The organism is Arthrobacter sp. B1805, from assembly GCF_002929745.1.
GTDB lineage: Bacteria > Actinomycetota > Actinomycetes > Actinomycetales > Micrococcaceae > Arthrobacter_D.
Genome location: NZ_PJIQ01000006.1, coordinates 106,890 through 130,604, shown reverse-complemented (window position 1 = coordinate 130,604; position 23,715 = coordinate 106,890). Strand labels below are relative to the sequence as shown.

General features: G+C 68.4%; 21 protein-coding genes, 1 tRNA gene and 1 other RNA gene. 15 read left to right on the top strand and 8 right to left on the bottom strand.

Going from position 1 to position 23,715, the window contains the following annotated elements; genetic code table 11:
• Positions 1-93: 93 nt before the first annotated feature.
• The 8 genes from CXQ96_RS08780 to CXQ96_RS08745 all read left to right on the top strand — a co-directional run bounded on the left by CXQ96_RS08780 (position 94) and on the right by CXQ96_RS08745 (position 6,501).
• Positions 94-633: an NUDIX hydrolase family protein gene (locus CXQ96_RS08780; protein WP_104117659.1), complete on the top strand. Its 540-nt coding sequence runs from the start codon at positions 94-96 to the stop codon at positions 631-633.
• Between the two features lie 94 nt (positions 634-727).
• Positions 728-1,606, top strand: coding sequence for a DUF6707 family protein (locus CXQ96_RS08775; RefSeq protein ID WP_258058982.1), 879 nt, complete (start codon positions 728-730; stop codon positions 1,604-1,606).
• Positions 1,607-1,662: 56 nt separating this feature from the next.
• Complete coding sequence (gene tgt / locus CXQ96_RS08770) at positions 1,663-2,925, top strand: tRNA guanosine(34) transglycosylase Tgt (RefSeq protein WP_104117759.1); 1,263 nt, start codon at positions 1,663-1,665, stop codon at positions 2,923-2,925.
• 76 nt (positions 2,926-3,001) lie between these two features.
• Positions 3,002-3,667 (top strand): TetR/AcrR family transcriptional regulator, encoded by a 666-nt coding sequence (locus CXQ96_RS08765; RefSeq protein WP_104117658.1) that lies wholly within the window; start codon positions 3,002-3,004, stop codon positions 3,665-3,667.
• A gap of 7 nt (positions 3,668-3,674) precedes the next feature.
• Entirely contained in the window at positions 3,675-4,118 is a 444-nt protein-coding gene (locus CXQ96_RS08760; protein ID WP_104117657.1) for a hypothetical protein, read from the top strand.
• Positions 4,115-5,050 (top strand): TIGR01777 family oxidoreductase, encoded by a 936-nt coding sequence (locus CXQ96_RS08755; protein WP_104117656.1) that lies wholly within the window; start codon positions 4,115-4,117, stop codon positions 5,048-5,050. The genes CXQ96_RS08760 and CXQ96_RS08755 overlap by 4 nt, the downstream gene beginning before the upstream one ends.
• A 4-nt stretch (positions 5,051-5,054) precedes the next feature.
• Positions 5,055-5,882, top strand: coding sequence for a bifunctional hydroxymethylpyrimidine kinase/phosphomethylpyrimidine kinase (gene thiD / locus CXQ96_RS08750; protein WP_104117655.1), 828 nt, complete (start codon positions 5,055-5,057; stop codon positions 5,880-5,882).
• A gap of 19 nt (positions 5,883-5,901) precedes the next feature.
• Positions 5,902-6,501, top strand: a complete 600-nt coding sequence (locus tag CXQ96_RS08745) for a DUF6328 family protein (RefSeq protein WP_219816115.1) — start codon at positions 5,902-5,904, stop codon at positions 6,499-6,501.
• A gap of 25 nt (positions 6,502-6,526) precedes the next feature.
• Here CXQ96_RS08745 and CXQ96_RS08740 read toward each other — a convergent pair whose 3' ends face one another.
• The 3 genes from CXQ96_RS08740 to CXQ96_RS08730 all read right to left on the bottom strand — a co-directional run bounded on the left by CXQ96_RS08740 (position 6,527) and on the right by CXQ96_RS08730 (position 8,478).
• Complete coding sequence (locus CXQ96_RS08740; protein WP_104117654.1) at positions 6,527-7,198, bottom strand: LytR C-terminal domain-containing protein; 672 nt, start codon at positions 7,196-7,198, stop codon at positions 6,527-6,529.
• Positions 7,191-7,490, bottom strand: coding sequence for a type II toxin-antitoxin system VapB family antitoxin (locus tag CXQ96_RS08735; protein ID WP_104117653.1), 300 nt, complete (start codon positions 7,488-7,490; stop codon positions 7,191-7,193). Before CXQ96_RS08735 ends, CXQ96_RS08740 begins: the two co-directional genes overlap by 8 nt.
• 73 nt (positions 7,491-7,563) lie before the next feature.
• On the bottom strand, positions 7,564-8,478 hold the full coding sequence (locus tag CXQ96_RS08730) for a ribokinase (protein ID WP_104117652.1): 915 nt from the start codon (positions 8,476-8,478) through the stop codon (positions 7,564-7,566).
• Between the two features lie 87 nt (positions 8,479-8,565).
• On the opposite strand from CXQ96_RS08730, the gene CXQ96_RS08725 reads away from it, so the two are divergent.
• Positions 8,566-9,486 (top strand): hypothetical protein, encoded by a 921-nt coding sequence (locus CXQ96_RS08725; RefSeq protein WP_258058977.1) that lies wholly within the window; start codon positions 8,566-8,568, stop codon positions 9,484-9,486.
• Between the two features lie 40 nt (positions 9,487-9,526).
• On the opposite strand, the gene CXQ96_RS08720 is transcribed toward CXQ96_RS08725, so the two are convergent.
• Complete coding sequence (locus tag CXQ96_RS08720) at positions 9,527-10,072, bottom strand: glutathione peroxidase (protein WP_258058976.1); 546 nt, start codon at positions 10,070-10,072, stop codon at positions 9,527-9,529.
• 119 nt (positions 10,073-10,191) lie between these two features.
• Between CXQ96_RS08720 and CXQ96_RS08715 the strand changes: the two genes are divergently transcribed.
• Positions 10,192-11,109 (top strand): oxygenase MpaB family protein, encoded by a 918-nt coding sequence (locus CXQ96_RS08715; RefSeq protein ID WP_104117651.1) that lies wholly within the window; start codon positions 10,192-10,194, stop codon positions 11,107-11,109.
• Between the two features lie 52 nt (positions 11,110-11,161).
• On the opposite strand, the gene CXQ96_RS08710 is transcribed toward CXQ96_RS08715, so the two are convergent.
• Positions 11,162-11,246, bottom strand: a tRNA-Ser gene (locus CXQ96_RS08710).
• A 120-nt stretch (positions 11,247-11,366) separates the two neighbouring features.
• On the opposite strand from CXQ96_RS08710, the gene ffs reads away from it, so the two are divergent.
• From ffs to recR, 4 genes are all read left to right on the top strand, one after another.
• Positions 11,367-11,462, top strand: an RNA gene (ffs, locus tag CXQ96_RS08705) — signal recognition particle sRNA small type.
• Positions 11,463-11,490: 28 nt separating this feature from the next.
• Positions 11,491-12,444, top strand: a complete 954-nt coding sequence (gluQRS, locus tag CXQ96_RS08700) for a tRNA glutamyl-Q(34) synthetase GluQRS (RefSeq protein WP_104117650.1) — start codon at positions 11,491-11,493, stop codon at positions 12,442-12,444.
• Positions 12,441-16,031, top strand: a complete 3,591-nt coding sequence (locus CXQ96_RS08695) for a DNA polymerase III subunit gamma and tau (RefSeq protein ID WP_104117649.1) — start codon at positions 12,441-12,443, stop codon at positions 16,029-16,031. Before gluQRS ends, CXQ96_RS08695 begins: the two co-directional genes overlap by 4 nt.
• Before the next feature lie 189 nt (positions 16,032-16,220).
• A complete protein-coding gene (gene recR, locus CXQ96_RS08690) occupies positions 16,221-16,817 on the top strand; it encodes a recombination mediator RecR (protein ID WP_104117648.1) in 597 nt (198 codons plus the stop codon).
• Positions 16,818-16,827: 10 nt separating this feature from the next.
• On the opposite strand, the gene CXQ96_RS08685 is transcribed toward recR, so the two are convergent.
• Positions 16,828-17,976: an ABC transporter permease gene (locus CXQ96_RS08685; protein ID WP_104117647.1), complete on the bottom strand. Its 1,149-nt coding sequence runs from the start codon at positions 17,974-17,976 to the stop codon at positions 16,828-16,830.
• Positions 17,973-18,905: an ABC transporter ATP-binding protein gene (locus CXQ96_RS08680; RefSeq protein ID WP_104117755.1), complete on the bottom strand. Its 933-nt coding sequence runs from the start codon at positions 18,903-18,905 to the stop codon at positions 17,973-17,975. Before CXQ96_RS08680 ends, CXQ96_RS08685 begins: the two co-directional genes overlap by 4 nt.
• A 230-nt stretch (positions 18,906-19,135) precedes the next feature.
• On the opposite strand from CXQ96_RS08680, the gene CXQ96_RS08675 reads away from it, so the two are divergent.
• Complete coding sequence (locus CXQ96_RS08675; protein WP_104117646.1) at positions 19,136-20,425, top strand: aspartate kinase; 1,290 nt, start codon at positions 19,136-19,138, stop codon at positions 20,423-20,425.
• Positions 20,426-20,510: 85 nt separating this feature from the next.
• Here the strand turns inward: CXQ96_RS08675 and CXQ96_RS08670 are convergent, their stop codons facing one another.
• On the bottom strand, positions 20,511-23,669 hold the full coding sequence (locus tag CXQ96_RS08670) for a S8 family peptidase (RefSeq protein WP_104117645.1): 3,159 nt from the start codon (positions 23,667-23,669) through the stop codon (positions 20,511-20,513).
• Positions 23,670-23,715 lie beyond the last annotated feature (46 nt).

Genomic DNA, 23,715 nt, shown 5'->3' with positions numbered 1-23,715 from the left:
GACCGCACGTCCGCGGCAGATCGGATTCAGCCACGGGCCGAAGAGCAGCGCGCCGCCCGCTCCGATGGCGGGGTCTGCTATAAAACTGGGGGTATGAACGTACGCACCCCTGACCCCAATCCGGGCTGGCTCTCCGAAGATGACCTGTACGAGGCCCGCCGCCGCCTTCCGATGGTCTACGTCGAGGCGATTCCCGTTCGGTGCGATGCCCTCGGGTACGTCAACGAGGTGGGGTTGCTGCTGCAGGCGAACGAGCAGGGCGAGATGGTTCGGACGTTCGTCTCCGGCCGCGTCATGTATCGGGAGACCATCCGTGCGGCGCTCCTGCGGCATCTGGAGAAGGATCTCGGCCCGCTGGCATTGCCGCAGTTGGCGCCGTCGCCTCTGCCCTTCACGATCGCCGAGTACTTCCCGTCCCCCTCCGAGACCGGTCTGACGGACGACCGCCAGCACGCCGTGGCCCTCGCGTACATTATTCCGGTGACCGGCGAGTGCGATCCGCGCCAGGACGCCCTCGAACTGTCCTGGCTGACTCCCTCGGAGGCGCTGAGCCCTTCCATCCAGGCCGAGTTCTCGGGTGGACGGGCCGATCTTCTCCGTCAGGCCCTCGCCCACGCAGGCTGGGGCCGCTAGTCGGCGTGGGGACGGGTGCCCCCCGGCGTTACCGTAGGTGGTACGAGCGCGCTGGGGTAGGCGGACATCCAGGGGGCTCCTTGCAGAGGTTGGCATGCAGCACATGGTGGTGAACAGGGTGGAGAGGACAGGTCTACGCACGGTCCCGGCGGAGATCCTCGCGGTGGGCGACGTCCTGGCGCTTCCCGGGAGCGAAGACGCCGCGGAAGTCACGGCGGTCGCCGTCGAGAATGACGATTTCGGGGTACCTGCACTCGTCATTGCCACGGTCGCTGGAGGGCGTCGGGTCTCGTTGGCGACCGGTTCGATCGCCTACCTCGAAGCTGCGGACGCAGAGAGGGGCACACCCGCCATCGCTGCGGACCACGGGTCGCCGGAGGCGCTCGTAGCCCGGATCGCGCAGGCACATCCCAACAGCGCAGCCATCCAGAGTATCGCCGGGCGCCTTGCCCGGGGCATCAACCTCAAGGCCGGCAGTAATCTTCAGGACCTCCACCAACTCGCCCTCGCACTATTCATCGACGAGGGCGACACGGCATCGGCCCTGAGCGTTGCAGACCTGCTCGCGGATCTTCCGTTCGACGGGAATTTCGGCCGCTGGAAGTGGATCGAGGGCGGCCTGGCCGTCGCCGCCTACCTCACGCGGCACGATGAACAACGCTCGGCGAGGTACTCCGCGGCGATCCGGGCGGCAGACGACGTCGAGAGCGATCCGCTGCGGGCGAAGACCGCCGCCGCCTTCCGGCAGCGACAGCTCAACGAGCCCAACGTCTACGATCCGGAGATCCTGCGCGCCTCGACTGCAGGAAAGGCCGACGTCGAGCGGGACTACCGGATCCTCCGCATCGGGGTGCTGCTGCACCTGCGTGCACACGGCGGATCGGAGACCCTCAGCCGCGAGGTCCTGGAACGCCGGATCGCCGCTGAACTCGCCGCGATCGGCGCGCTCACTGCGCAGCTCGCTACGTCGTAGCCCTGGGGCGTCCGCCGACGTCCGGCCGACCGGCGGCGGACTGGCAAAATAGGGTGGTGCACCCACAGTCCCAGCAGTCCTCGTTCTCCTTCTCCGTCCACCATCGTCTCGAGGACACGACGCCGGAGGCCGGGACGGGTGGCCGCCGGCACGGGCGCACCGGAACGATCACGACCCCGCACGGCGAGATCCGCACGCCGGCCTTCATTCCCGTCGGCACCAAGGCGTCCGTGAAGGCCGTCCTTCCCGGCGCGATGGCCGAGCTCGGGGCCCAGGCACTCCTCGCGAACGCCTACCACCTGTACCTCCAACCCGGTGCCGACATCCTCGACGAGGCCGGCGGGCTCGGCGCCTTCATGAACTGGCCGGGCCCCACTTTCACGGACTCGGGCGGCTTCCAGGTCATGAGCCTCGGCTCGGGCTTCAAGAAGGTCATCACCATGGACGTACCCGTCGACGCGGGCGCGGCGGGGGCGGATGATCGCATCGCCGCCGGCAAGGAGCGCCTGGCACACATCGACGACGACGGCGTGTGGTTCAAGTCCCACCTCAACGGGGACCGGCATCGGTTCACCCCGGAGATCTCGATGCAGGTCCAGCACCGGCTGGGTGCGGACATCATGTTCGCGTTCGACGAGCTGACCACGCTCATGAATTCGCGCGGGTACCAGGAGGAGTCCCTCGAACGGACGCGGCTGTGGGCGCTGCGGTGCATCGCGGAGCATGAACGCCTGACAGCCGAGCGCAGCCACCGCCCCTACCAGGCCCTGTTCGGCGTGATTCAGGGTGCGCAGTACGAGGACCTCCGGCGGAAGGCGTCGTCGGACCTCGGCGCCCTGAACTTCGACGGCTTCGGCATCGGCGGCGCCCTGGAGAAGGAGAACCTGGGCACGATCCTCGGCTGGTGCAGCGATGAGCTGCCCGAGGACAAGCCCCGCCACCTGCTCGGCATCTCGGAGCCGGACGACCTCTTCACGGGCATCGAGAACGGTGCGGACACCTTCGACTGCGTCTCCCCCACGCGCGTGGCGCGCAACTCGGCGTTCTACACGCCGGACGGTCGGTGGAACCTCTCGAACTCGCGCTTCAGGAGGGACTTCACGCCGCTCATGGAGGGTTGCGACTGCTATACCTGCACGCACTACACCCGCGCCTACATCCACCACCTGTTCAAGGCCAAGGAGATGGTGTCGGCGACACTGATCTCGATCCACAACGAGCGATTCGTGGTGCGCATGGTGGACGATGCGCGCGCGGCCATCGAGGACGGCACCTTCTACGACCTCAAGGCCGAGGTGCTGGGACGGTACTACGCGTAGTGGCCGCAGAGCACCGTGTTGAACGCGTTCAAATCCGGGTTACACTTCCAACTGAACACGTTCGAAAAGGAGCCCGATGCCGACGCCGACCGCGAAGAGCGAAGCGACCCGTGAGTTGCTGGTCTCGACCGCGCTGCGGTTGTTCCGCGAGATCGGCTACGAGAAGACCACGATGCGGGCCATCGCGACGGCCGCCAACGTCTCCACCGGGAGCGCCTACTACTACTTCGCCTCGAAGGACGACCTCGTCCACGAGCTCTACCGGAGCCTGCAGGAGGAGCACCGGAGCCGTGCCCTGCCGCTTCTGCGCGAAGGACAGAACCTCGGCGAGCTCCTGAAGGTGGTCCTGAACACCGGCATCGACGTCATGGGGCCGTACCACGACTTCGGCTCGAACTTCATCAGTATCGCCATCAGGCCGTCGGCGACCACAAGCCCCTTCGGCAGCGAGTCGGCCGTGGCTCGCGCGAGAGCCATCTCGCTGTTCCGGCAGGCCGTCGGCCTGTCGAGGCCGCAGCCGCCCCTCGCCATCCGTGACGATCTCCCGGAACTCCTCTGGTACGCCTACATGGCCGTCACCCTCTTCTGGGTGTATGACTCCTCGCCTCACCAGGAGCGCACCCGGCGCCTCATCGATCGGGCTGCACCACTGATCTCCAGGCTCGTCATCCTCTCCCGCCTTCCCGTCGTCAGGAAGATCGTCGAGGACATCGTGCAGCTGATACACGGGACACGGCAATGAGGCGGCAGTGAGCGCGGCGAGCGGGACGCCGGACGACGAGACACCGGACGAGGTCGGCCGACGGACGGCCCGTCATCACGTGACGTTCGGTCCCGGCGCGGTCGTCGTCGGCTTCCTCGTGGGACTCACCGTCCTCGCCCTCGCGTTCGCCTCGACGTGGGGGATCCAGGCGCCCGCGGTCTTCCTCCTGGCCCTGTGGTACGGCCTCGGCGTCGGGCTGGTCACGGGGCTGCCGCTCGGGATAGTGCTGGGGCTCCTGCTGCGCCCGGTGCGTCGCCAGTGGATCCATGTCGTGGTCTTCTTCCTGGCATTCACCGTGGCTGCGTTCCTCATCACCACCCTGCTGTCCCCCTCCACCGTCCTGCGGGACAGTGTGCCCACCGCCCTCATCATCGGAGGTGCGGGTGCCCTCGCCCGCGCCAGTGTCTGGAAGCTGGTCCGCGTGCAATGAACATCACCAGGGTCTCCATCGCCGGAGCGTCCGGGTTCATCGGCTCCCACCTCGTCCGCCGGTTCACGGAAGCCGGGGTGCAGGTGAGGACGATCGGGCGCTCGGGTTCCGCGGTCTGGGGCGATACGGCCGCCATCGCCGAGGTCCTCGACGGCGCGGACCTCCTCGTCAACCTTGCCGGCCGTAGCGTGAACTGCCGCTACAACAAGCGAAACGCCGACGCCATCTTCTCCTCCCGCGTCGGCACGACGGAGGAGCTCGGCCGCGCCCTCGCACTGTGCCGGGCGGGTGGCGGCGCGCCTCCGCCGGTGTGGATCAACTCCAGCACCGGCACCATCTATCGTCATGCGATGGACAGGCCCCAGACGGAGGACGACGGCGAACTGGGCACCGGCTTCTCGGTCTCCGTGGCGCGGGCGTGGGAGCAGGCGCTCGCCGATGCCGATGTCCCGGACGTACGCAGGGTGGCGTTGCGCATCTCGATCGTGCTGGGCGGCGGCAGCGTGATGAGGCCCCTGGTGAACCTGGCCCGGATCGGACTCGGTGGCCGAATGGGCGCGGGCACGCAGAAATTCAGCTGGGTCCACCTGGACGACCTGTTCCGCGCGATCGTACTCGTCGCGCAGGCCCCGTCGCTCAGCGGACCCGTCAACGTCGCTGCCCCAGGGGTGGTGACGAACGCAGAACTCATGGCGGCGATACGGCAGCGCCTTTCCGTGCCGGCCGGGCTTCCCACTCCCGCCTGGCTCCTCGACCTCGGCGGACTGGTCATCCGCACAGAGGCCGAACTGGTCCTGAAGAGCCGCTGGGTGTCGCCGAGCAAGCTGGTCGACGCCGGATTCACCTTCACCTACCCCACGCTGGGCCCGGCGCTCGACGACATCCTCGCCCCCGGCGGTGCAGGCGCTCGGGAGCCGCTTCGGGCACACTAGGGAGATGTCCGACATCCAGACCCCTACCTCCCCCGCCGTCACCCTGACCATCGCCGGCTCCGAGGCCACCGGTGGAGCAGGAGCCCAGGCCGATCTCAAGACGTTCCAGGAACTCGGCGTCTACGGCATCGTGGCCCTGACCTGCATCGTCTCCTTCGATCCGAAGAACCAGTGGCAGCACCGCTTCGTCCCCGTGGACCAGCAGGTCATCGCCGACCAGCTCGAGGCGATCCAGTCCTGCTACCCGCTCCGGACCGTCAAGCTGGGGATGCTCGGCACCCCCGCCACCATCGACACGGTCGCCACTGCGCTGAAGGCGCAGGAGTGGGACAACGTCGTCCTCGATCCGGTCCTTATCTGCAAGGGGCAGGAGCCCGGGGCCGCGCTGGACACGGACCAGGCACTCAAGGCGAACATCCTTCCCCTGGCCACCTTCGTGACCCCGAACCACTTCGAGGCGGAATCACTCTCCGGGACGACCATCGAGTCCCTGGAGGACCTCAAGGAAGCGGCGCGCATCATCTACCGGCAGAGCGGCGCCGTCGTCCTGGCCAAGGGTGGCGTGCGCATCGAGGGCCCGGACGCGGTGGACGTCTACTTCGACGGCGACACGCTCGAGGTACTCTCAGCGCCCAAGGTCGGCGACGTCGCCGTCAGCGGCGCAGGCTGCACACTCGCGGCCGCGATCGCCGCGGAGCTCGCCAAGGGTGCGTCCCCGCTGGACGCCGCCCGCACCGCGAAGCAGTTCGTCACCGAGGGGATCCGGAACCGGGTGGCCTCGAGCGCTCCCTTCGACGCCGTCTGGCAGGGAGGCGCCCGGTCGTCGAGCTGACGGACGGGCCAGGTCCACGATGAGCACCGGAACAACTCCGACCAGCGACGGCGCCGCGTCCCCGACGAACCCCGTCGGCGAACGCCCTGTCGGCACAGGCCGCACGGGCCCGGTCGGCGCGGGTCTCCTCCCTCAGGACATCGACGACGACGGTCGCGGCGAGAGCCGCAACCAGCGCCTCGATCGCAACTGGCAGGAGCTCCTCCAGGAGCTGCGCGTGATGCAGACCGGTATCCAGATCCTGACCGGGTTCCTGCTGACCCTGCCGTTCCAGAGCCGGTTCGACGAACTGGACGAGGTGCAGGTGACCGTGTACCTGTGCCTGGTCTGCCTCTCGGCGCTGATCACGACCCTGGTGCTGTCCTCGGTCAACATGCACCGAGTGCTGTTCGGCCTGCGCGTAAAGGCGACCCTCGTGCAGCACACCGCCGCGATCATCCGGGCGACGACGGCCCTCGTGGGGTTGGTGCTCGCCGGCACGGCCTGGCTCATCTTCGACCTCGTGGTGAACCGGGCGGCGGGCCTGGTCGTCGCGGGCGCACTGCTGCTGGTGGTCGTCCTGCTCTGGGTCGTCTATCCCCTGGTCGTCCGCCGTCGCGCGCTCAGGAACCGCGCCTGAGTTCCGCCCCCGCTGCCCGGACCCGTCAGGGAGCGGCGGCCGGTGTCGCGCCTTCCTCCAGGGCGCACGCCAGCCCGGCCGGCGTGATGTCGAGGCCCTCGGGCGGGATAATGCCCGCGTAGGTGGAACCGAGCACGACGTCGACGGTCCGGTCCTCGCGTTCGTCGGCGACGTACAGGGAGTCGGGAATGGTGCGCTGCACCGTGAAGGCATTGGCCCGTCCGGCCTGCCCCGAGATGATGAACGCGGTGGCCCCCGTGGGACCGCCCTCCCTGTTCCCGATCTCGCTGACCGCGAAGGCGCGTTCCCTCAACTGGGCGGCTGCCGTTCCCGCGAGCCCGTCGATGGTCGTGCCGTTGTAGACATTGACCGTGATCGCGCTCGGGTCCTGGTAGTCGAAGGGGCCGGCAGGGCAGGTGGAGGTCGGGGTGGGGGTCGGCTCGGAGGCGCCGACGCTGATCTCGCCCCGCGCGATTCCCAACGCCACGTAGGCGGCCGCGGCCAGGAGCCCGATCAGCAGCACAAGGACGACGCCGTGCCGCACCCTGCGCATCGACGCACGGTGCCGGCGTGCGGCGTCGTCCTCCTCGAACACCGCGCCGAGGTCCGTCTCGGTGACGATGCGGTGGCCGTGCCACTCGGTCGGATCACGCTTCGCCTCCGCCCGCTGACGGCGCGAGGATTCCTCCTCACTCATTGAGCACGAGGACTCTCGCGTGCAGGATGGTTCGCTGGTGCAGCGCGGTCCGTACGGCGCGGTGCAGGCCGTCCTCGAGGTACATCACGTCGTTCCACTGCACCACGTGGGGGAAGAGATCGCCGAAGAACGTCGAGTCCTCGGCCAGCAGTGCTTCGAGGTCGAGCGTGGTCTTGGTGGTCACCAGTTCGTCGAGCCGCACCTGCCGGGGAGGCACTTCCGCCCAGTCCTTGGGGGTCACGTGTCCATGGTCCGGGTACGGCCGGCCGTCACTCACTGCTTTGAAGATCACTGCTACAGCCTAGGTAATTGCTCCGGCCAATGGAACGCGGGGGCAGTCGAGGCGTCATCTCGTGGCCTAATGGTTACGCCGGCAGGTCGGGAAGCGTGGTCCCGAGCGCCGGGTAGGAAGGCTGTGCACCAGGGCGCTGCACGGCGTAGGAGCCGACCCTCACGGCGAACCGGACGGCATCGTCGAGGGGCTGTCCATCCGCGAGTCGCGCGGCCAGGGCACCGACGAAGGCGTCACCGGCTCCGGTCGTGTCGACGGTGGGAACGCGGGGTGCGGGCACATGTCCGACCGGCCCACCGTCGGACACCAGCGCACCGGCCCCTCCGAGCGTCATCACCACGGACTTCACTCCGCAAGCCAGGAGGGCCCCGATGATGTCCTCGTGCTCCGACACCGGACCGCCCCCGAGCTGGCCCAGAACCAGGGCTCCTTCGTGTTCGTTCACGACCAGGGGGTCCGCGCGCAGGAGGACCGTCCGGTCGAGAGGTATCACCGGTGCCAGGTTGATGATCACGCGACCGGACGCCGAGCGCACCGCGGCCTCGGTCGCGTCTGCGGGCAACTCGCCCTGGACGACGACGACGGCAGCACCGCGGATGGCACCTGCCGAGTCGAGGACGACCTCAGGGGTGACCTGGGCGTTCGCGCCGGGGAGCACCACGATGGTGTTCTCGCCGTCGTCGGCTACCTGGACGACGGCGACACCGGTAGCGCCATCTGTCCGCCGAACGGCCTGCAGGTCGACGCCGGCGGCCGTCAGAGCCGAGAGGGCGACGTCCGCGTGGGTGTCAGCCCCGACGCCACCGATCATGGCCACGCCGGCGCCGAGCAGTGCCGCCGCGACGGCCTGGTTGGCACCCTTGCCGCCGGGCAGGACCGTCATCGATCTGCCCAGCACGGTCTCACCCGGCTGCGGGTGCCGTCCGAGGGCGATCACGAGGTCCGCGTTGATGGACCCGACGACGACGATGCCCGGCGAGGTATTCATGCTCGGCAGTCTTCCACGTACCGCTTGTACGCTGCTCGGACCGGACCCGAATGGAAGGTGCGTGCTGCTCGGGAACATAATGGGGGCATGCCTTCGGATTCCCCCATCGACCTGTTGTCCGACGCCCCGACTCCTGCCGTTCGCCCCCAGGGGCGCCCCGTGCAGGGTCTCCTGCTCGACGTCGACGGCCCTGTTGCAAGCCCGGTGACCCGGACTGTTCCTCCCGGCATCATCGCCGACCTGCTCAGGCTCGCCGCGGCCGGCTGGCCCGTCGTGTTCAACACGGGCCGCTCGGACGACTTCATCAGGAAGCAGGTCATGGAGCCCATGCTGGCGTCGGGCATCGCGGCCGGCGTCACTTTCCACGCGGTCTGCGAGAAGGGTGCGACGTGGTTCTCGTTCACGGCCGACGGCGCCGGGAAGGTCTTCGTCGACCGCGAGCTCGCACTGCCGGCCAGTTTCGCCGACGATGTGCGCGACCTCGTGGAGGAGAAATACTCGCATCTCATGTTCTTCGACGAGACGAAGCGCTCCATGGTCTCGGTCGAGCAGTCACTGAGTGCCACCAACGCCGATTACCTCGAGGGCCAGCGCTCCTTCGACGAGGACGCCCTCGACATCATGCACAGCCATGACATGGGTGCCTGCCGGCTGGACCGTGAGGAACCGGACAGCAACGGTGACATCGAATACCGGGTGGATCCGACGATCATCTCCACCGACATCGAGTCGATCCGGGTCGGCAAGGACCTCGGCGCCGAGCGTGCCCTGACCCTCGTGGCACCGCTGATGGACATCCCCCGTACGTGGCGGACGGTGGGCGACTCCCGCACCGACTACGCCATGGCGGACTACCTGCACGAGCAGGGGTTCGACGTCGCGCATGTCGATGTCCGGCCTGCGGACGGAGTCCCCGCGAAACCCTACGATGTCATCACCGAGGGCGATCTCGTCCACGAGGAAGCGGGCGCCGCCTTCCTCGCCCGCTGCGTGGCTACCCTGGCCTGAAGTCCCAGGGCCGGGCACCTCAGGCGGCAAGTGCCACACTTCAGGCGGCAGGCCGCGCCAGGGCGTCTTCGACAGCCGCGACGAGCTCAGGGGCGTCCGGCTCCACCGTCGGGGCGAAGCGCCCTACGACCTCGCCGTCGCGGTTCACCAGGAACTTCTCGAAGTTCCACTTGACCAGGCCGGGCAGGATACCGCTCCGGAAGGTCGTGAGCTGCTGGTACAGCGGGTGCTGGTCCCTTCCCCGCACGTCGCCCTTGGTCAGGAGTGGGAACGTCACGCCGAACGTCGTCGAGCAGAACTCGGCGATCTCGTCGTCATTGCCCGGTTCCTGGCCCATGAACTGGTTGCAGGGCATCCCGAGGACCACCAGTCCCTCCTCGGCGTACTTTCCGTACAGCGCCTCGAGTCCCGCGTACTGCGGCGTGAAACCGCACCGGGACGCGACGTTCACAACGAGTACCGGGCGCCCGCGGAACTCGCCGAACGTCGTCCGGCTGCCGTCGTTCAAGGTGAGGTCGATGCTGTACAAACCGGACGAGGACATGGTTTCTCCCTGGTAGGTGGTGTTGTCCGTGCTTCGTTCCATCGTGCACCGCGGATGGCGGACAGGAGCAAAAGCAGGCGCGGGTACGTTGGACTGACGCGGCTGCCCCGAACAGGGCCGCACCAACCGGCCGCATGGTCACCGACAGGACGGGTCACCGCATGGGAATGATCGACACGTGGAAAACGCAGCTCCGAACCACCTTCACCGACGGTGATCCCACCATCCCGCAGTGGCAGTTCGAGTTCGAGAAGGGCGACGACGCCGGATACTTCCCGGTCGGTTCGGCGGTCTGGACCGTCCACAGCTCCATCACGCCGACGGTTGCCGGCATCCGCGCCCTGCTGCTCCAGGCCCTGCATCCCGGTGCCATGGCCGGCGTGCACGCCCACTCGAGCTTCCGGGAAGAACCGCTCGGGCGACTCGCCAACACGATCCGCTGGATCTTCACGGTCACCTACGGCTCGAAGACCGCCGCCCGGGAAGGGTCCGAATTCGTGCAGCGGCTCCACACCAGGGTCCACGGCACCTACATCGACAGCCGGGGGGACGAACGGAGCTATGCCGCGTCCGACCCCGACCTCATTCGCTGGGTCCACCTGGCCTTCACCGACGCCTTCGTGGCCGCACACGCCGCCTACGGCGGACCCATCCCTGGAGGACCGGATCAGTACGTCGCCGAGTGGGCGCACGCCGGGCAGCTGATGGGGCTCGAGGACCCGCCACGGTCCGAAGCCGAACTGCGTTCACAGCTCGCGGCGTTCGACGACGAGCTGACCACCAGTGATCAGGTACGGGAAGCGCTCCGGTACATCCGCCGTCCGCCGCTACCGCGGTCCCAACGCCTCGGCTACCGGGTCCTGTTCGCCGGAGCGGTGGCGACGCTCGAGCCGAGACACCGGGAGATGCTCGGTCTTCGAGTGCCGTCCCTCGGACCGGTTCCCCTGCCCATCAGGACAACCGTGCGGCTCGTACTCGGCGTGATCCGGCTGGGGCTCGGCCCGGAGGGTCCGGCCGAGGCGGCCGCGAAGAAGCGCTTGCGTCGTCTGAGCGGCGACGCCGACTCGTCCGCGACCTAAAACAGTAGGACCCCGACATGGAGTCGGGGTCCTACTGTTTCGAGCAACAAGGCGGAGGATGGGGGATTTGAACCCCCGAGGGCGTTAACCCAACACGCGTTCCAGGCGTGCGCCATAGGCCGCTAGGCGAATCCTCCTCATTTGGAGCAGATACCAGAATACCCATACAAGTGGTTCCTGCCGAATCGCGCCCTCGGGGGACCTCTCTGAGCACCCGGCCGATTCGGATGCCCCGCAGGCACCTGTGTAGACTATTTCCCGGCCCCTCATGTGGTGTCATCCTGTGAACTCCCCCAGGACCGGAAGGTAGCAAGGGTAAGCGGGCTCTGGCAGGTGCATGGGGGGTCTTCACTTTAAGCGGGTCGCTGGGAGGTTTCGAAGGTGGCAGATCGAGGCGCCGGCCGCTTTGCCCCCAGCCCGACAGGTCAGCTGCATATCGGCAACCTCCGTACCGCCGTCCTCGCCTGGCTCTTCGCCCGTTCGACCGGCCGGCAGTTCGTGATCCGCGTCGAGGACCTGGACCGCGTCCGGGCCGGCGCCGAGGCCGCGCAACTCGCCGAACTGGCCGCACTGGGGCTCACCTCCGACACACCCGTCATTCGTCAGAGCGAACAGGTCGGCCGCTACCAGCGGACGCTCGACCACCTGCTGGAGCAGGGACTCGTCTACGAGTGCTTCTGCTCACGCCGCGATGTCGCTGAAGCGGCGAGTGCACCGCATGCCCGGCCCGGTTTCTACCCCGGCACCTGCCGCGCCCTGCCCGAGGAGGAACGCGCCCGTCGTCGTGCTGTGCGGGCCCCCGCGCTCCGGCTGAGGTCCGCCGTCGACCTCTGGCACGCCGAGGACCTCCTTGCGGGTCGCGTCATCGGACCCGTCGACGACTTCGTGCTGCAGCGCAACGACGGCGTCATCGCCTACAACCTCGCCGTGGTGGTCGATGATGCGGCGCAGCACATCGATCAGGTCGTACGCGGGGACGACCTGCTGGAGTCCGCCCCCCGCCAGTCCTACCTCGCCTCACTGCTCGGCCTGCCCGAGCCGGTCTACGCCCATGTACCTCTCGCGGTGAACCGCGAAGGCCGCCGCTTGGCAAAACGGGACGGCGCTGTGACACTGGAGGACCTTGCCCGGCTGGGCCGGGCTCCCGCTGAGGTGCTCGGCGTCATCCTGTCCTCCCTCGATCTCCCCGCGGAGTCGCTCGAGGCGGCGCTCGCAGCCTTCGAACCCGGTCGGCTGCCTCGGGCACCGTGGATCGTGGACCCCGCCGACCTGTTCTCCACGCCCGCCGACCCGGCATGCAAACCGTCAGCACCAACCGATAAGGTTCATCCGTGAGTACAGCCCTCTACCGCCGCTACCGTCCCGAGACCTTCGCGGACGTCATCGGCCAGGAGCATGTCACCGAACCCCTGATGGCGGCCATCGACAAGGACCGCATCAATCACGCCTACCTCTTCTCCGGTCCGCGCGGGTGTGGCAAGACCACGTCGGCACGCATCCTCGCCCGCTGCCTCAACTGCGCCCAGGGCCCCACCTCCACGCCCTGCGGAACCTGCGACAGCTGCGTGGAACTCGCGCGCAACGGGTCGGGCAGCCTCGACGTCATCGAGATCGACGCGGCCAGCCACGGAGGCGTCGATGACGCCCGCGATCTCCGCGAGCGCGCAACCTTCGCGCCGGTCCGCGACCGGTTCAAGATCTTCATCATCGACGAGGCGCACATGGTCACCTCGGCAGGCTTCAACGCACTGCTGAAGATCGTCGAGGAGCCGCCTGAGCACATCCTCTTCATCTTCGCGACCACCGAGCCCGACAAGGTGATCGGCACCATCCGCTCGCGCACGCACCACTACCCGTTCCGGCTGGTCCCGCCGGAACCGCTCATGGCGTACCTCGAACTGCTCTGCCACCAGGAGAACGTCCCCGTCGCACCCGGCGTACTCTCGCTCGTGATCCGTGCCGGCGGCGGATCGGTCCGCGACTCCCTCTCCGTGCTCGACCAGCTGATGGCCGGCGCGGGTGAGAGCGGCCTCGACTACGAGCTCGCGGTGTCCCTCCTCGGCTATACGCACGCGACGCTCCTCGACGACGTCGTCGACTCCGTGGCAGCTGGTGACGCCGCGACGGTCTTCAACGCTGTGGACCGGGTCATCCAGACCGGACACGATCCGCGCCGGTTCGTCGAGGACCTGCTCGAGCGCTTCCGGGACCTGATCGTCATCAATGCCGTGCCCGAGGGCGCGGCATCCATTCTGCGCGGTGTCCCGGACGACCAGCTCAACCGCATGCGCACGCAGGCGAACCAGCTCGGCGCGGGCGAGCTGTCCCGCGCCGCCGACGTCACCAACACCGCCCTCACCGAGATGACGGGAGCCACGTCGCCGCGCCTGCACCTCGAACTGCTGTGTGCCCGGCTGCTCCTTCCAGCTGCGGATGCCACCGCCCGAGGCACTCTCGCCCGGGTCGACCGCATCGAGCGACGCCTCGAATACGCCGGCGGAACGCCCGCCGTGGAAGCCCCGGAAGCGGATGAAGTACCGAAGGCGCCGGCACGACCGCGGCTCGACGTTCCTCGAACGGCGGAGGAAGCGGCCGCTCGCTGGTCCCTTCCCGCCGCCGATCCGTCGGCCCCCGCCGTTCCCGCTGCCGCTCCAGGTGCACACTCACCCGCGGTCCCCGCTGCAGCACGGGCGCAGCAGCCGACGTCGGCTCCCGCCACGGCGGATTCGTCCCCTGATTGGGGCGGCAGCTGGGGCGTATCCACGAACTCGGCCTTCTCCGATCCTGAATCCCCGAGCCGCCCCGCGGGGCAGAGCTCGAAGCAGCCGACCGCGCAGCCGAGCGGGCAGCCGACCGGGCAGCCGACCGCGCAGCCGAGCGGGCAGCCGACCGGGCAGCCGACCGCGCAGCCGACTGGGCGCGTGGAAGCGGCCGGGCCGACGGTCTCACCGATGTCGCCTCCGGAAGGCCAGACTGCGCCGGAGTCCGATCGCGATTCCCGCATCCAGATCCCCGCCGGCACCATCGACCGGGCGCAGGCCTCCCAGCCCCGGAGGGTCGAGCCCGCCCAGCCTTCCGCCTCTCCCCACGTCGGACTCCAAGCGCCACAGCCCCCTGCCGGTCATGAGCTTCAGCCGTCGTCCGAGCAGGATCGGCAGGCCGTGCAGGAGCCCCGGCGGCCCGATGCCCCATCGGGACAGCCTGCCGCTTCCGGCGGCAACGTCGAGATGGTTCGGCGGGCCTGGCCCGAGATCCTGGACGAGGTCGCCCGGATCAAGCGCGCCACCTGGCTCATCGTCAACGTCACCGCGAAGCCGCGTTCCTTCGAGGGCAACCAACTGGTGCTGGCCTTCGCGAACCAGGGCAACGCGATCGGCTTCCAGCGCGGGCCCCACATGGACAACCTCAAGCAGGCCATCCACAAGGTCCTCGGTCTCACCTGCTCGATCGAGGCGGTCTACGACGCCGATGGGTCGGGTGAGTCGGGCCCAAAAGTACCAGCGGGTCAGGCGCCCCCGGGCAGTAACCCGGGTCCTGCTTCTCCGGCTGCGTCAGCCGGCCGCGGATCTCCCCCTGCGTCGAGCGGGAGCACGCGTCCGACGGCAGTGGCAGGTGCGCCCGGCTCCGCTGATGCAACCATAGCCACCCCCACCCGTCCGGGCTCCGCGCTCCCCGCCACCGGCAATGCGCCCGCAGCGCCCCGCCCCGGACAGCGGGACAGCGCTGCCGCGGCAGCGGATGTGCATCGCGACGATGCCGCGCGCCCGTCGGCTGAAGTGAACGGGCCACTGCCTACTGGCTCGCCGGCGCGGTCCAGCTCCGACGGGCCGACCGCCGCCGGACGACTCCCCGCGGAACGACCCTCCGCGGAACAATCCTCCCCGGCACCGCGCAGTGCACCAGGCCATGCCTTCCCGCCCTCAGTGGACAGCCCAGTCGGGCTACCCTCCGCAGCACCGCCGGGGGCAGCAGCCCAGGCGGTCGTGGCGTCAGGCGGTAGCCCTGCAGTCGTCGGTCCGCAGGAGCCTGCTTCGACAACCCGCCGGGACACGACCGCCCGATCCGACGCCACCGATTCGACGACTCCCGAAACCGTCAGCGCCTGGGATCCGTCCATGTCCGATGACTCCTGGGCGCTCGTCGAACCCCCCGAGGAGGCTTTCGATCCGGGTCCCGGTTGGGGTGCCGTGCCGGAGGACCCCTTCGAGAGCCGGCCGACAGGACAGCGGGGCGCGCAGGCGGCGCGTCCGACGAGCGCTCCCGCCCGGACCGGCGCCACGACGGCGACGAGTTCATCGCACTCCAGGTCCCACGCGTCAGCACCGGCCGCACCGGCAACCGACCAGCGCCGGCCCACCGAGCGCAGCACCCCCACCCCTTCGCAGGCACAGGCCCCCGCCCCGGAGGCCTCACGCTCGGTGATATGGAGCCCGCCGGCGTCCGCTGCGCCCACTGCACCTATTGCACCCACCGGCGAGGAGGCAGCCATCCCACCGACTGCCGCGCCGCAGGTCGACGCCCGTCCCTCGACGCCGCCGCCGGGACACACCGAGCGCTCGGCCCCGACGCGCCCCGCCGCCACCGTTGAACAGCCGACTCCAACGGCGGCCGTCTCCTCGCCGATCAGCAGTGGTCCGTCGTCGGTCCGGTCCGGCGGTGGCGGACCCCTGGACCGCCCGGCAGCCGCCGACAATGTCCGCCAGAAGCCGGTGAGCCGCTACCAGCAGTTGCTCGACGAGGCTGAGCGCAAGCGCGCCGAGGAAGCCGCCGCCGCGCGCGGTGCTGTCGACCTCCGCTTCGTCGAGGACGAGCCGAGCGCCGACGATGAAACCATCGAGGAGTCGGGACTCGTCGGGCGGACGGCCATCGAGCGGATCCTCAACGGACGCCTCGTCGAGGAACGCGGCGTCGACGGGCAGTAGCAGCCGGGCGGAGGCATCGTCGGCCCACTTCGACCGCTGAGGGCGAAACAGCCGCGCCAAGGGACCCTGCGCCGTCGTGCAGGGCGGACAATAGGAAGACCGCTCCTCGCCGACCACGCCGAGAAGCACGAACAGGCCGCCGATAGCTCGAATGCCTGCACCACCACCATCCGCAGATAAGGAATCACCGTGTACGAAGGCGCAGTGCAGGAGCTGATCGATGAGCTCGGACGCCTGCCAGGGGTGGGGCCGAAGTCGGCCCAACGTCTCGCGTTCCACATCCTCGAAGCCGACTCCGAGGACATGGCCCGTCTCGTCACTGCGATCACCACGGTCAAGGAACGGGTCAAGTTCTGCAGCATCTGCGGCAACGTCGCCGAGCAGGAGCAGTGCGCAATCTGCCGGGACCCCCGTCGCGACCCCACCATGATCTGCGTGGTCGAGGAATCCAAGGACGTGATCGCCGTCGAGCGCACCCGGTCCTTCCGCGGCAGGTACCACGTCCTCGGCGGAGCGATCAACCCGATTGCCGGCATCGGCCCGGACCAGCTGCGCATCCGGGAACTGCTCGCACGGCTCTCGGACGAGCAGATCCAGGAGATCATCATCGCGACCGACCCGAACCTCGAGGGTGAGGCGACTGCGACCTATCTGGTGCGCATGCTCAAGACGATCGGAATACCGGTGACCCGGCTTGCGTCGGGACTACCCGTGGGCGGGGACCTCGAATACGCAGACGAAGTCACCCTCGGCCGCGCTTTCGAGGGCCGCCGCGCAATGTCCTGACGGCCCTGCCTCAGGCGATGCGCGTACCCTGTGCGAGCCGTCTCGCGGGCATCGTGAGTTTGCGTCGGGCGAGCAGCAGGAGCCCGGCCGCGAGCGCCACCTGGATGCCCAGGCCGAGGGGCCAGATCGGCATTCCCTGAGGTAGCGGCCGCAGTGCCTGCTGGGACTCCTCGCAGGTCTGCTCGAAGTCCGGCCCGGCCTGGGCGGACCTCACCCCCTGGCTGATGGTCTCCATGACCCCCGGGGTGTAGTAGGGGCCGTCGGTCAGGTAAGCCGCCTGCGGCGAGGCCGACGCAGACTCGTCCGGCAGCCCTTCGGTGCTGTACGGAACGGCATCGGCCACCACCACGAAGGGGTTCGCCGCGAGTATCCAGGTGATGTACTCCGTCCGGGGCACCTCGCTCTCGTAGGTGTGCGTGAGGCACTCCAGTTCCGCACCCTCCTCGGGCACGCCCATGCTGTCGAAACTGCCTTCCGGATAGGAGTAGGACGAGACCGTCATGATGTGCCTCTCCATCACCAGCATGGTGCTGAGCCCGAAGACGATCAGGGTGCCGATGGCCAGGAGCGCCACGAGCATGTACGTGCTGACGATCGAGAAGAGCGGACGGTTCGCGAGGGCGGAGATGCCGACCCCGAGCGCGCAGACCACGGCGAGTTCCAGGGCCAGCATCAGGAGTGAGACGAGAGCTTCCTGCGCGCTGACTCCACCGAGGGCCAGCGCCCAGAAGATGAAGGGGCTGCTCACGATGAGGAAGGCGAGGGAACCCACCCATGACGCGAGCCATTTGCCCATGAGCAACTGTCCAGGTGTCAGCAGGGTCACCTGCAGGATGGCGAGCGTGCCGCCCGCGCGGTCGCCGTTGACGGCGTTCGCCGAGAGTCCGGGTGAGACGAGGAGCCCGAAGAACAGGACGAATCCGACGATCAGGTCGAAGAGTATGCCGCCCTCGTTGTCCGTGGTGCCGAGAAGCCCGGTCGCCAGGACGAAGATGAAGGCGATGACGACGAACCAGGTACCGAGCATCCAGTACCAGCCCTTGCCGCGCAGCCGCTGCTTCATCTCGAGGGCGAAGACGGTCCGGACGGCGGTCAGGAATCGCAGCTCGGTCGCCCGCCGGACCGGCTGCGGCATCGAGGGTTCGGTAAGGGTGCTCATAGTCGGTCCGTATCCAGGCTCATGTAGGTCTCTTCCAGCGCGCCCCCTGCGGGTGCGAAGGCGGTGACGACGACGTCGCTCATCACCAGGGTGCGCAGCAGCCAGGAGGCCTCCGCGGTACTGCCGAGTTGCACGAGGAACTCCTCACGCCGCGAGTCGCCCCGCGTCTCGAAACGGACCCCATAGCTCCGAAGGGCCTCGGCGAGTGCGGACATGGGCTGGGCCTGCACGTAGTAGCGGCGCGCTTGGCTCCCGGCTTCGTCGAGCGTCTGGGTCTTGACGGACTGCCCGCGATTCACGAACACCGCGCGGTCGGCGATCTCGTCGAGCTCGGACAGGACATGGCTGGACACGACGACGGTCTTGCCCTGCGCGGCCAGGGACCGCAGGAGGGTCCGCAGTTCGACGCGCGATCCGGGGTCGAGGCCTGATGCGGGCTCATCGAGGAGCAGGACCTGCGGATCGTGGATGAGGGCCCGCGCGAGGCTGAGGCGCTGCTGCTGGCCCCTCGAGAGCACGCGCGCCGGCTGCCGTCCGAATTCGGTCAGGCGTACCGTCAGCAGCAGTTCGTCGGCCCTTCGTGAGCAGTCCGCAGGGCTCAGGCCATAAAGTGCGCCGAGGGTCCGCAGCACCTCCCGTGCCGTGAGGGAATCCCAGACCCCCAGAGTGTCCGGCATCCAGCCGACCCTGCTCCTCACCTCCGCCGGTTGCGTGGCAGGATCGAAACCGGCGACACGTACCGTACCGAGATCCGGCGCCAACAGGCTTGCCATGATCAGCATCAGGGTCGTCTTGCCGGAGCCGTTCGGACCGATCAGTGCGGTCACTTCTCCGGGCGGGGCCTCGAAATCGATATCGCGGATCGCCTGCACGGAGCCGAAGCTACGCGCTACCCCCTCGACAACGATTCCCCCAAATTCGTTGGTCATGGTAAGAGGGTATGCGACGGTGATCCGTTCGGGCGGCAGGAGGCCGACGACACCGCCCGCCGGTTCCGTTCTCATTTGGACCCAGACTTTGGGCGGCCGATTGCGCCGCCGCTACACTTGCACGGGCGCAGGATCACGGTCCACGCCCCCAGGCGCCGACGCTGCCGCCTTCGAAGACATTGACAGCACGGCGGACCAGTCGCCGTCGACCTTCACCAGTGAGCGAGTGCATGAGCCTCATAGTCCAGAAATTCGGCGGGTCGTCGGTTGCCGACGCCGAGGGGATCAAGCGCGTAGCGCGTCGCGTGGTCGATACGCACGATGCCGGGCACCACGTGGTGGTCGTCGTCTCCGCCATGGGTGACAGCACGGACGAGCTGCTCGACCTCGCCGGTCAGGTGAGCCCGGCGTCCTCGGACGCCCGCGAGATGGACATGCTCCTGAGCGCCGGCGAGCGCATCTCGATGGCCCTCCTCGCCATGGCGATCCATGGCATCGGTGCGTCGGCGCAGTCCTTCACCGGCAGCCAGGCGGGCATGATCACGGACGCCATCCACGGCAAGGCCCGCATCATCGACGTCTCCCCGCACCGCATCCGGACTGCCATCGAGAAGGGCGACATCGCGATCGTCGCCGGGTTCCAGGGCATGAGCCGCGAGAGCAACGACATCACGACGCTCGGCCGGGGAGGCTCCGACACCACCGCCGTCGCGCTCGCGGCCGCCCTCGATGCCGACGTCTGCGAGATCTACACGGATGTCGACGGCGTCTACACCGCCGATCCGCGCGTCGTGTCGTCCGCCCAGAAGATCGACACCATCTCGAGCGAGGAGATGCTGGAGATGGCTGCCTCCGGGGCGAAGATCCTGCACCTGCGCTGCGTGGAGTACGCGCGCCGCTTCGGGGTCCCCCTGCACGTCCGCTCCTCGTTCAGCCACAACGAAGGCACCTGGGTACTGCCCAGCCCCGATGACCAGATCAAGATTCAAGAGGGAGAACCCTTGGAACAGCCCATCATCTCCGGCGTCGCGCACGACCGTTCGGAAGCGAAGGTCACCGTCGTCGGCGTGCCGGACATCCCCGGCAAGGCGGCGGAGATCTTCGGCATCGTCGCGGGTGCCAACACGAACATCGACATGATCGTCCAGAACGTCTCGACGCACGGATCGGGCCGGACGGACATCTCCTTCACCCTGCCGATCGTGGACGGCGCCGAGGCGCTCTCCGCGCTCCGCGAGGCGCAGGATCGCGTGGGCTTCGAGGCGGTCGAGTACAACGAGAAGATCGGCAAGCTCTCGCTCATCGGTGCCGGCATGCGCTCGAACCCCGGTGTCTCCTACCGCTTCTTCCGTGCCCTGTCCGACGCCGGGGTGAACATCGACATGATCTCGACGTCGGAGATCCGCATCTCCGTGGTGACAGGAGCGGATCTGCTCGACACCGCGGTGCGTGCGGTGCACGCCGCGTTCGAGCTCGACGGCGACACCACCGCGACGGTCTACGCAGGCACGGGCCGCTAGCGCGTCAGCGCCGAAGACGCCCAGGACGGCGAGAAGGCCGGTGGATCGATGATCCACCGGCCTTCTCGTATGTGTAGTCCGAGTGCTACTGATTACCGGTCGGCGTGGTCGATTCGCGCGGATCGGCCATCAGCTTGTCCGTCGGGTCGGTGGCAGGAAGCTGGGCCGTGGCTTCGCCCTCCCCGTCGACGACGACGCTCACGTAGGTCACGGTCGAGGATCCTGCGTAGGACACGCGGCCGACGTAGGAGCCCGGGGTGAGCCCGGTCCAGCTGAGGGTGACCGTGCCCGTGCTGCCGTTGGCCAGGGTCAACGGGTTCGGGGCCAGCGTCGCGTTGTTCTCGTTGCCGCCAAGGATGACGGCGTCGATGGATCCCGTCGTCGGCCTGTTTTCAGGGCTTCCATAGAGGTTGGCGATGATGCGGTACGCGCCTGGCTGGGGGTCCTCGATCGTGATCGTCTCACTCGCGTCGGCGGTAGCCACCTCGGTGACGGTGCCGGCCGGAGTGATGATGAACATGTCGAAGTCGGCGTCCGGGTCGTCTGAGAGGACGGAGAACTTCGCGACCGGCGCGCCTTCGGGGACGGTGACGTCCTTGACGGCGTTCGAGGCGTCGTTACCGTTGACCAATTTGCCGGGTATCAGGCTCAGTGCCGAGGTATCGGCCTTGGACAGGCCTTCGAGCGTCATCTGGATCGGGGTGTTGGTACCCGAGGTGACGTCGAAGCTACCGCTGCCGTCAGGACCGGCCGAGTTGAAGGCGACCTCCGCCGGGGCATTCACGGCCTGCGGACGGACGGCCACCGGCGAGGTGACGTTCTTGCCCTGGCCGGACCAGGTCAGCGAGCCGGAAGCGAACGAGCCGAAGGGCGCGCTCTGGTTCTCGAACGAGACCTTGAAGGTGCGGTTCTCGCCCGCGGCACTGAAGTTGAGGATCGACGGCGTGACCGTCACCTTCACTCCGGGCACGTTCGCGGTCGCGCGGTACAGGCCCGGCGTCATGGCGGTCACCGTGCGGGTGACCTCCGTGCGTCCGGTCAGGTTCCCGAGGGCGAAGGACGGGACGTTGGTGTCCTTCGCTGCCACGGGTTCGATGCCCGGGATGCCGAGCTCGACGCCCGTGCCCTCGATGAATCGCAGGTAGTCGTCCTCGTTCTGGTCGTAGACGAGTCCGGGGCTGAGGACCGTGGCCGGGTTGATGTGGCCCGCGCCCACGGCGAGGACGTCCGTCTCGACGCCGCCGCTCGCCGTCTTCAGCGGGTAGGCGGTGGTCATCATCGCGGATTTGACCGTAGCCGGCGACCACAGGGGGTTCTTGCCGAGCACGAGTGCTCCGAGGCCCGCGACGTGCGGTGACGCCATGGACGTGCCGGAGAGGAAGCCGAACTGCGCGCCGTTCGAGCCCACCGTGGAGACGCCCGCGAGGACGGCGACACCGGGAGCGGTGATGTCCGGCTTGAGCAGATCGGAGTCGGTGGCGAGCAGGGGGCCGCGCGAGGAGAAGCCCGCGACCTGCGGGGCAGGAGGCAGCGGCTTGCCGGTGGTGTCGGTGGCCTTGAGGGCGACGGTGAGTGACGGGTTGGCCGCGACCTTGGCCTTGAGCTCGAGGGCCTCGGGCGCATTGACGTGCACCGTGGGAACGGCGTGCTGGTCGGGGTCCGACGAGGAGTCGTTGAGGTTCACGAGGATCATGCCGACCCCTCCGCCGCGGGCGACCTCGGCACTCTTGGCCGTACGGTCGATGACGCCGCGGTCGCACACCACGATCTTGCCGGTGACCTTCGCGGGATCCAGGGTGCCGGGACCGCAGAGGTTGGGGCTCGCGGCACTGGCAGCAGCAGCGTCCACGGCGAGTACGACCGGGCTGGCTGCGACGCCGGCGCGCATGATCGACGCGCCGCGGTACTTGGTGCCGTCGGAGAATTCAGCCGTGCCCTGCAGCTCGTAGCTGAAGGTGCTTGCGGCCACCGTCGTCATCCAGGGGCCGCCGTGGTTCACGGTGCTGGGCGTGGGTCCGGAATTGCCCGCAGAGGCTGCAACGAAGATTCCGGCGGAGGTCGCCGAGAGGAAGGCGAGGGACACGGCATCGGTCGTCGTCGTCGTGCTGCCCGAGATCGAGTAGTTGAGGACGTCGACGCCGTCGAGGATGGCCTTGTTGATGGCATCGACGGCTGCGGACGAGTAGCAGCCACCCGTCTGCGGATCGTTGTCCTCCCAGCACGTCTTGTACACGGAGATCTTCGCTTCGGGAGCAACACCGGAGGAGACGCCGAAGTTCCGGCCGTCCACGGTCTGGGTCACGCCCGAGTTGCCGGCTGCGGTGCTCGCGGTGTGTGTGCCGTGGTTGTCGATGTCGACGGGGGAGATGACCTCGTGCGGTGCGCGGTCGGCCTCCGGGACCGTCTCGAGGAAGGCATCGGCGAAGTACTGGGCAGAGAGTACCTTCGAGTTGCACAGGGAGCCGTCGAAGTCCTCGCCCACCTGGCACTCGCCCGTGAAGGTGCTGCCGTCGGCCTTGAGCATGGCGATCCTGCCATCGGCATCGAGGTAGGGCTCGCCCACCTTCGGCTTCGCGTTGCCCTTGAGCGGCTTGACGGGCTTGCCTGCGAAGAAGGGGTTGTCCGGCGCATAGCCGGTGTCGATGACCCCGACGACGGTCCCTCTGCCGGCGTTCTTCTCGCCGCCGAACTGTGTCTTCCAGGCACCCTTGCCGCCGTTCAGCCCCAGGAAATCGATGCTCGAGTAGTCGGGGGCGTTCTCGACGTCCGGCGAGACGAGCAGGACGTCGTCGCTCTTGGCGAGCTCGACGGCCTGGTCGGCGCTGAGGTCGGCGGCGAAACCGTTGATCGCGGCCGTGTAGGTCCGCTTGATCTCGACGTCCTCCTCGGCCGCGATCTCCTGCTGCTTCGTCTCGAGGAACTCCGAATACTGCTGCACGTTCTCGGCGTCCGCATCGAGCTTCTCCCCCACTTCGGGCTTCGTGGGCGCGATGCCGTCGACGCCGCCGTCGTAGGTCGCCAGCGGCTTGTCGGCCAGTACGACGATGTACTTGCCGTCCGGGTACTGAGCGGGGCCCAGTTCCTTGGTCGGCGCCTTGATGGGTGCGACCGAAGCGGGACCGGGCGCTGCGAAGGCAGCGGGTGCCACGGCCGTCGATGTGACCAGCAGCGGCAGACCGAGAACGATCGCCGCGGCGGCGCGTAGGGTGCTACGCCCCTGCCCGGCATGTCTCCGTTGTGTCATAGGAAGATAGTGCCTCTCGTGAAAGTACGGGCCGGCCAAGGCCGTT

Coding starts and splice junctions, on each gene's coding strand:
- CXQ96_RS08780 (WP_104117659.1), top strand. CDS start 94: ATGAACGTACGCACCCCTGACCCCAATCCGGGCTGGCTCTCCGAAGAT.
- CXQ96_RS08775 (WP_258058982.1), top strand. CDS start 728: ATGCAGCACATGGTGGTGAACAGGGTGGAGAGGACAGGTCTACGCACG.
- CXQ96_RS08765 (WP_104117658.1), top strand. CDS start 3,002: ATGCCGACGCCGACCGCGAAGAGCGAAGCGACCCGTGAGTTGCTGGTC.
- CXQ96_RS08755 (WP_104117656.1), top strand. CDS start 4,115: ATGAACATCACCAGGGTCTCCATCGCCGGAGCGTCCGGGTTCATCGGC.
- thiD (WP_104117655.1), top strand. CDS start 5,055: ATGTCCGACATCCAGACCCCTACCTCCCCCGCCGTCACCCTGACCATC.
- CXQ96_RS08745 (WP_219816115.1), top strand. CDS start 5,902: ATGAGCACCGGAACAACTCCGACCAGCGACGGCGCCGCGTCCCCGACG.
- CXQ96_RS08740 (WP_104117654.1), bottom strand. CDS start 7,198: ATGAGTGAGGAGGAATCCTCGCGCCGTCAGCGGGCGGAGGCGAAGCGT.
- CXQ96_RS08730 (WP_104117652.1), bottom strand. CDS start 8,478: ATGAATACCTCGCCGGGCATCGTCGTCGTCGGGTCCATCAACGCGGAC.
- CXQ96_RS08725 (WP_258058977.1), top strand. CDS start 8,566: ATGCCTTCGGATTCCCCCATCGACCTGTTGTCCGACGCCCCGACTCCT.
- CXQ96_RS08720 (WP_258058976.1), bottom strand. CDS start 10,072: ATGGAACGAAGCACGGACAACACCACCTACCAGGGAGAAACCATGTCC.
- CXQ96_RS08715 (WP_104117651.1), top strand. CDS start 10,192: ATGGGAATGATCGACACGTGGAAAACGCAGCTCCGAACCACCTTCACC.
- CXQ96_RS08685 (WP_104117647.1), bottom strand. CDS start 17,976: ATGAGCACCCTTACCGAACCCTCGATGCCGCAGCCGGTCCGGCGGGCG.
- CXQ96_RS08680 (WP_104117755.1), bottom strand. CDS start 18,905: ATGACCAACGAATTTGGGGGAATCGTTGTCGAGGGGGTAGCGCGTAGC.
- CXQ96_RS08675 (WP_104117646.1), top strand. CDS start 19,136: ATGAGCCTCATAGTCCAGAAATTCGGCGGGTCGTCGGTTGCCGACGCC.
- CXQ96_RS08670 (WP_104117645.1), bottom strand. CDS start 23,669: ATGACACAACGGAGACATGCCGGGCAGGGGCGTAGCACCCTACGCGCC.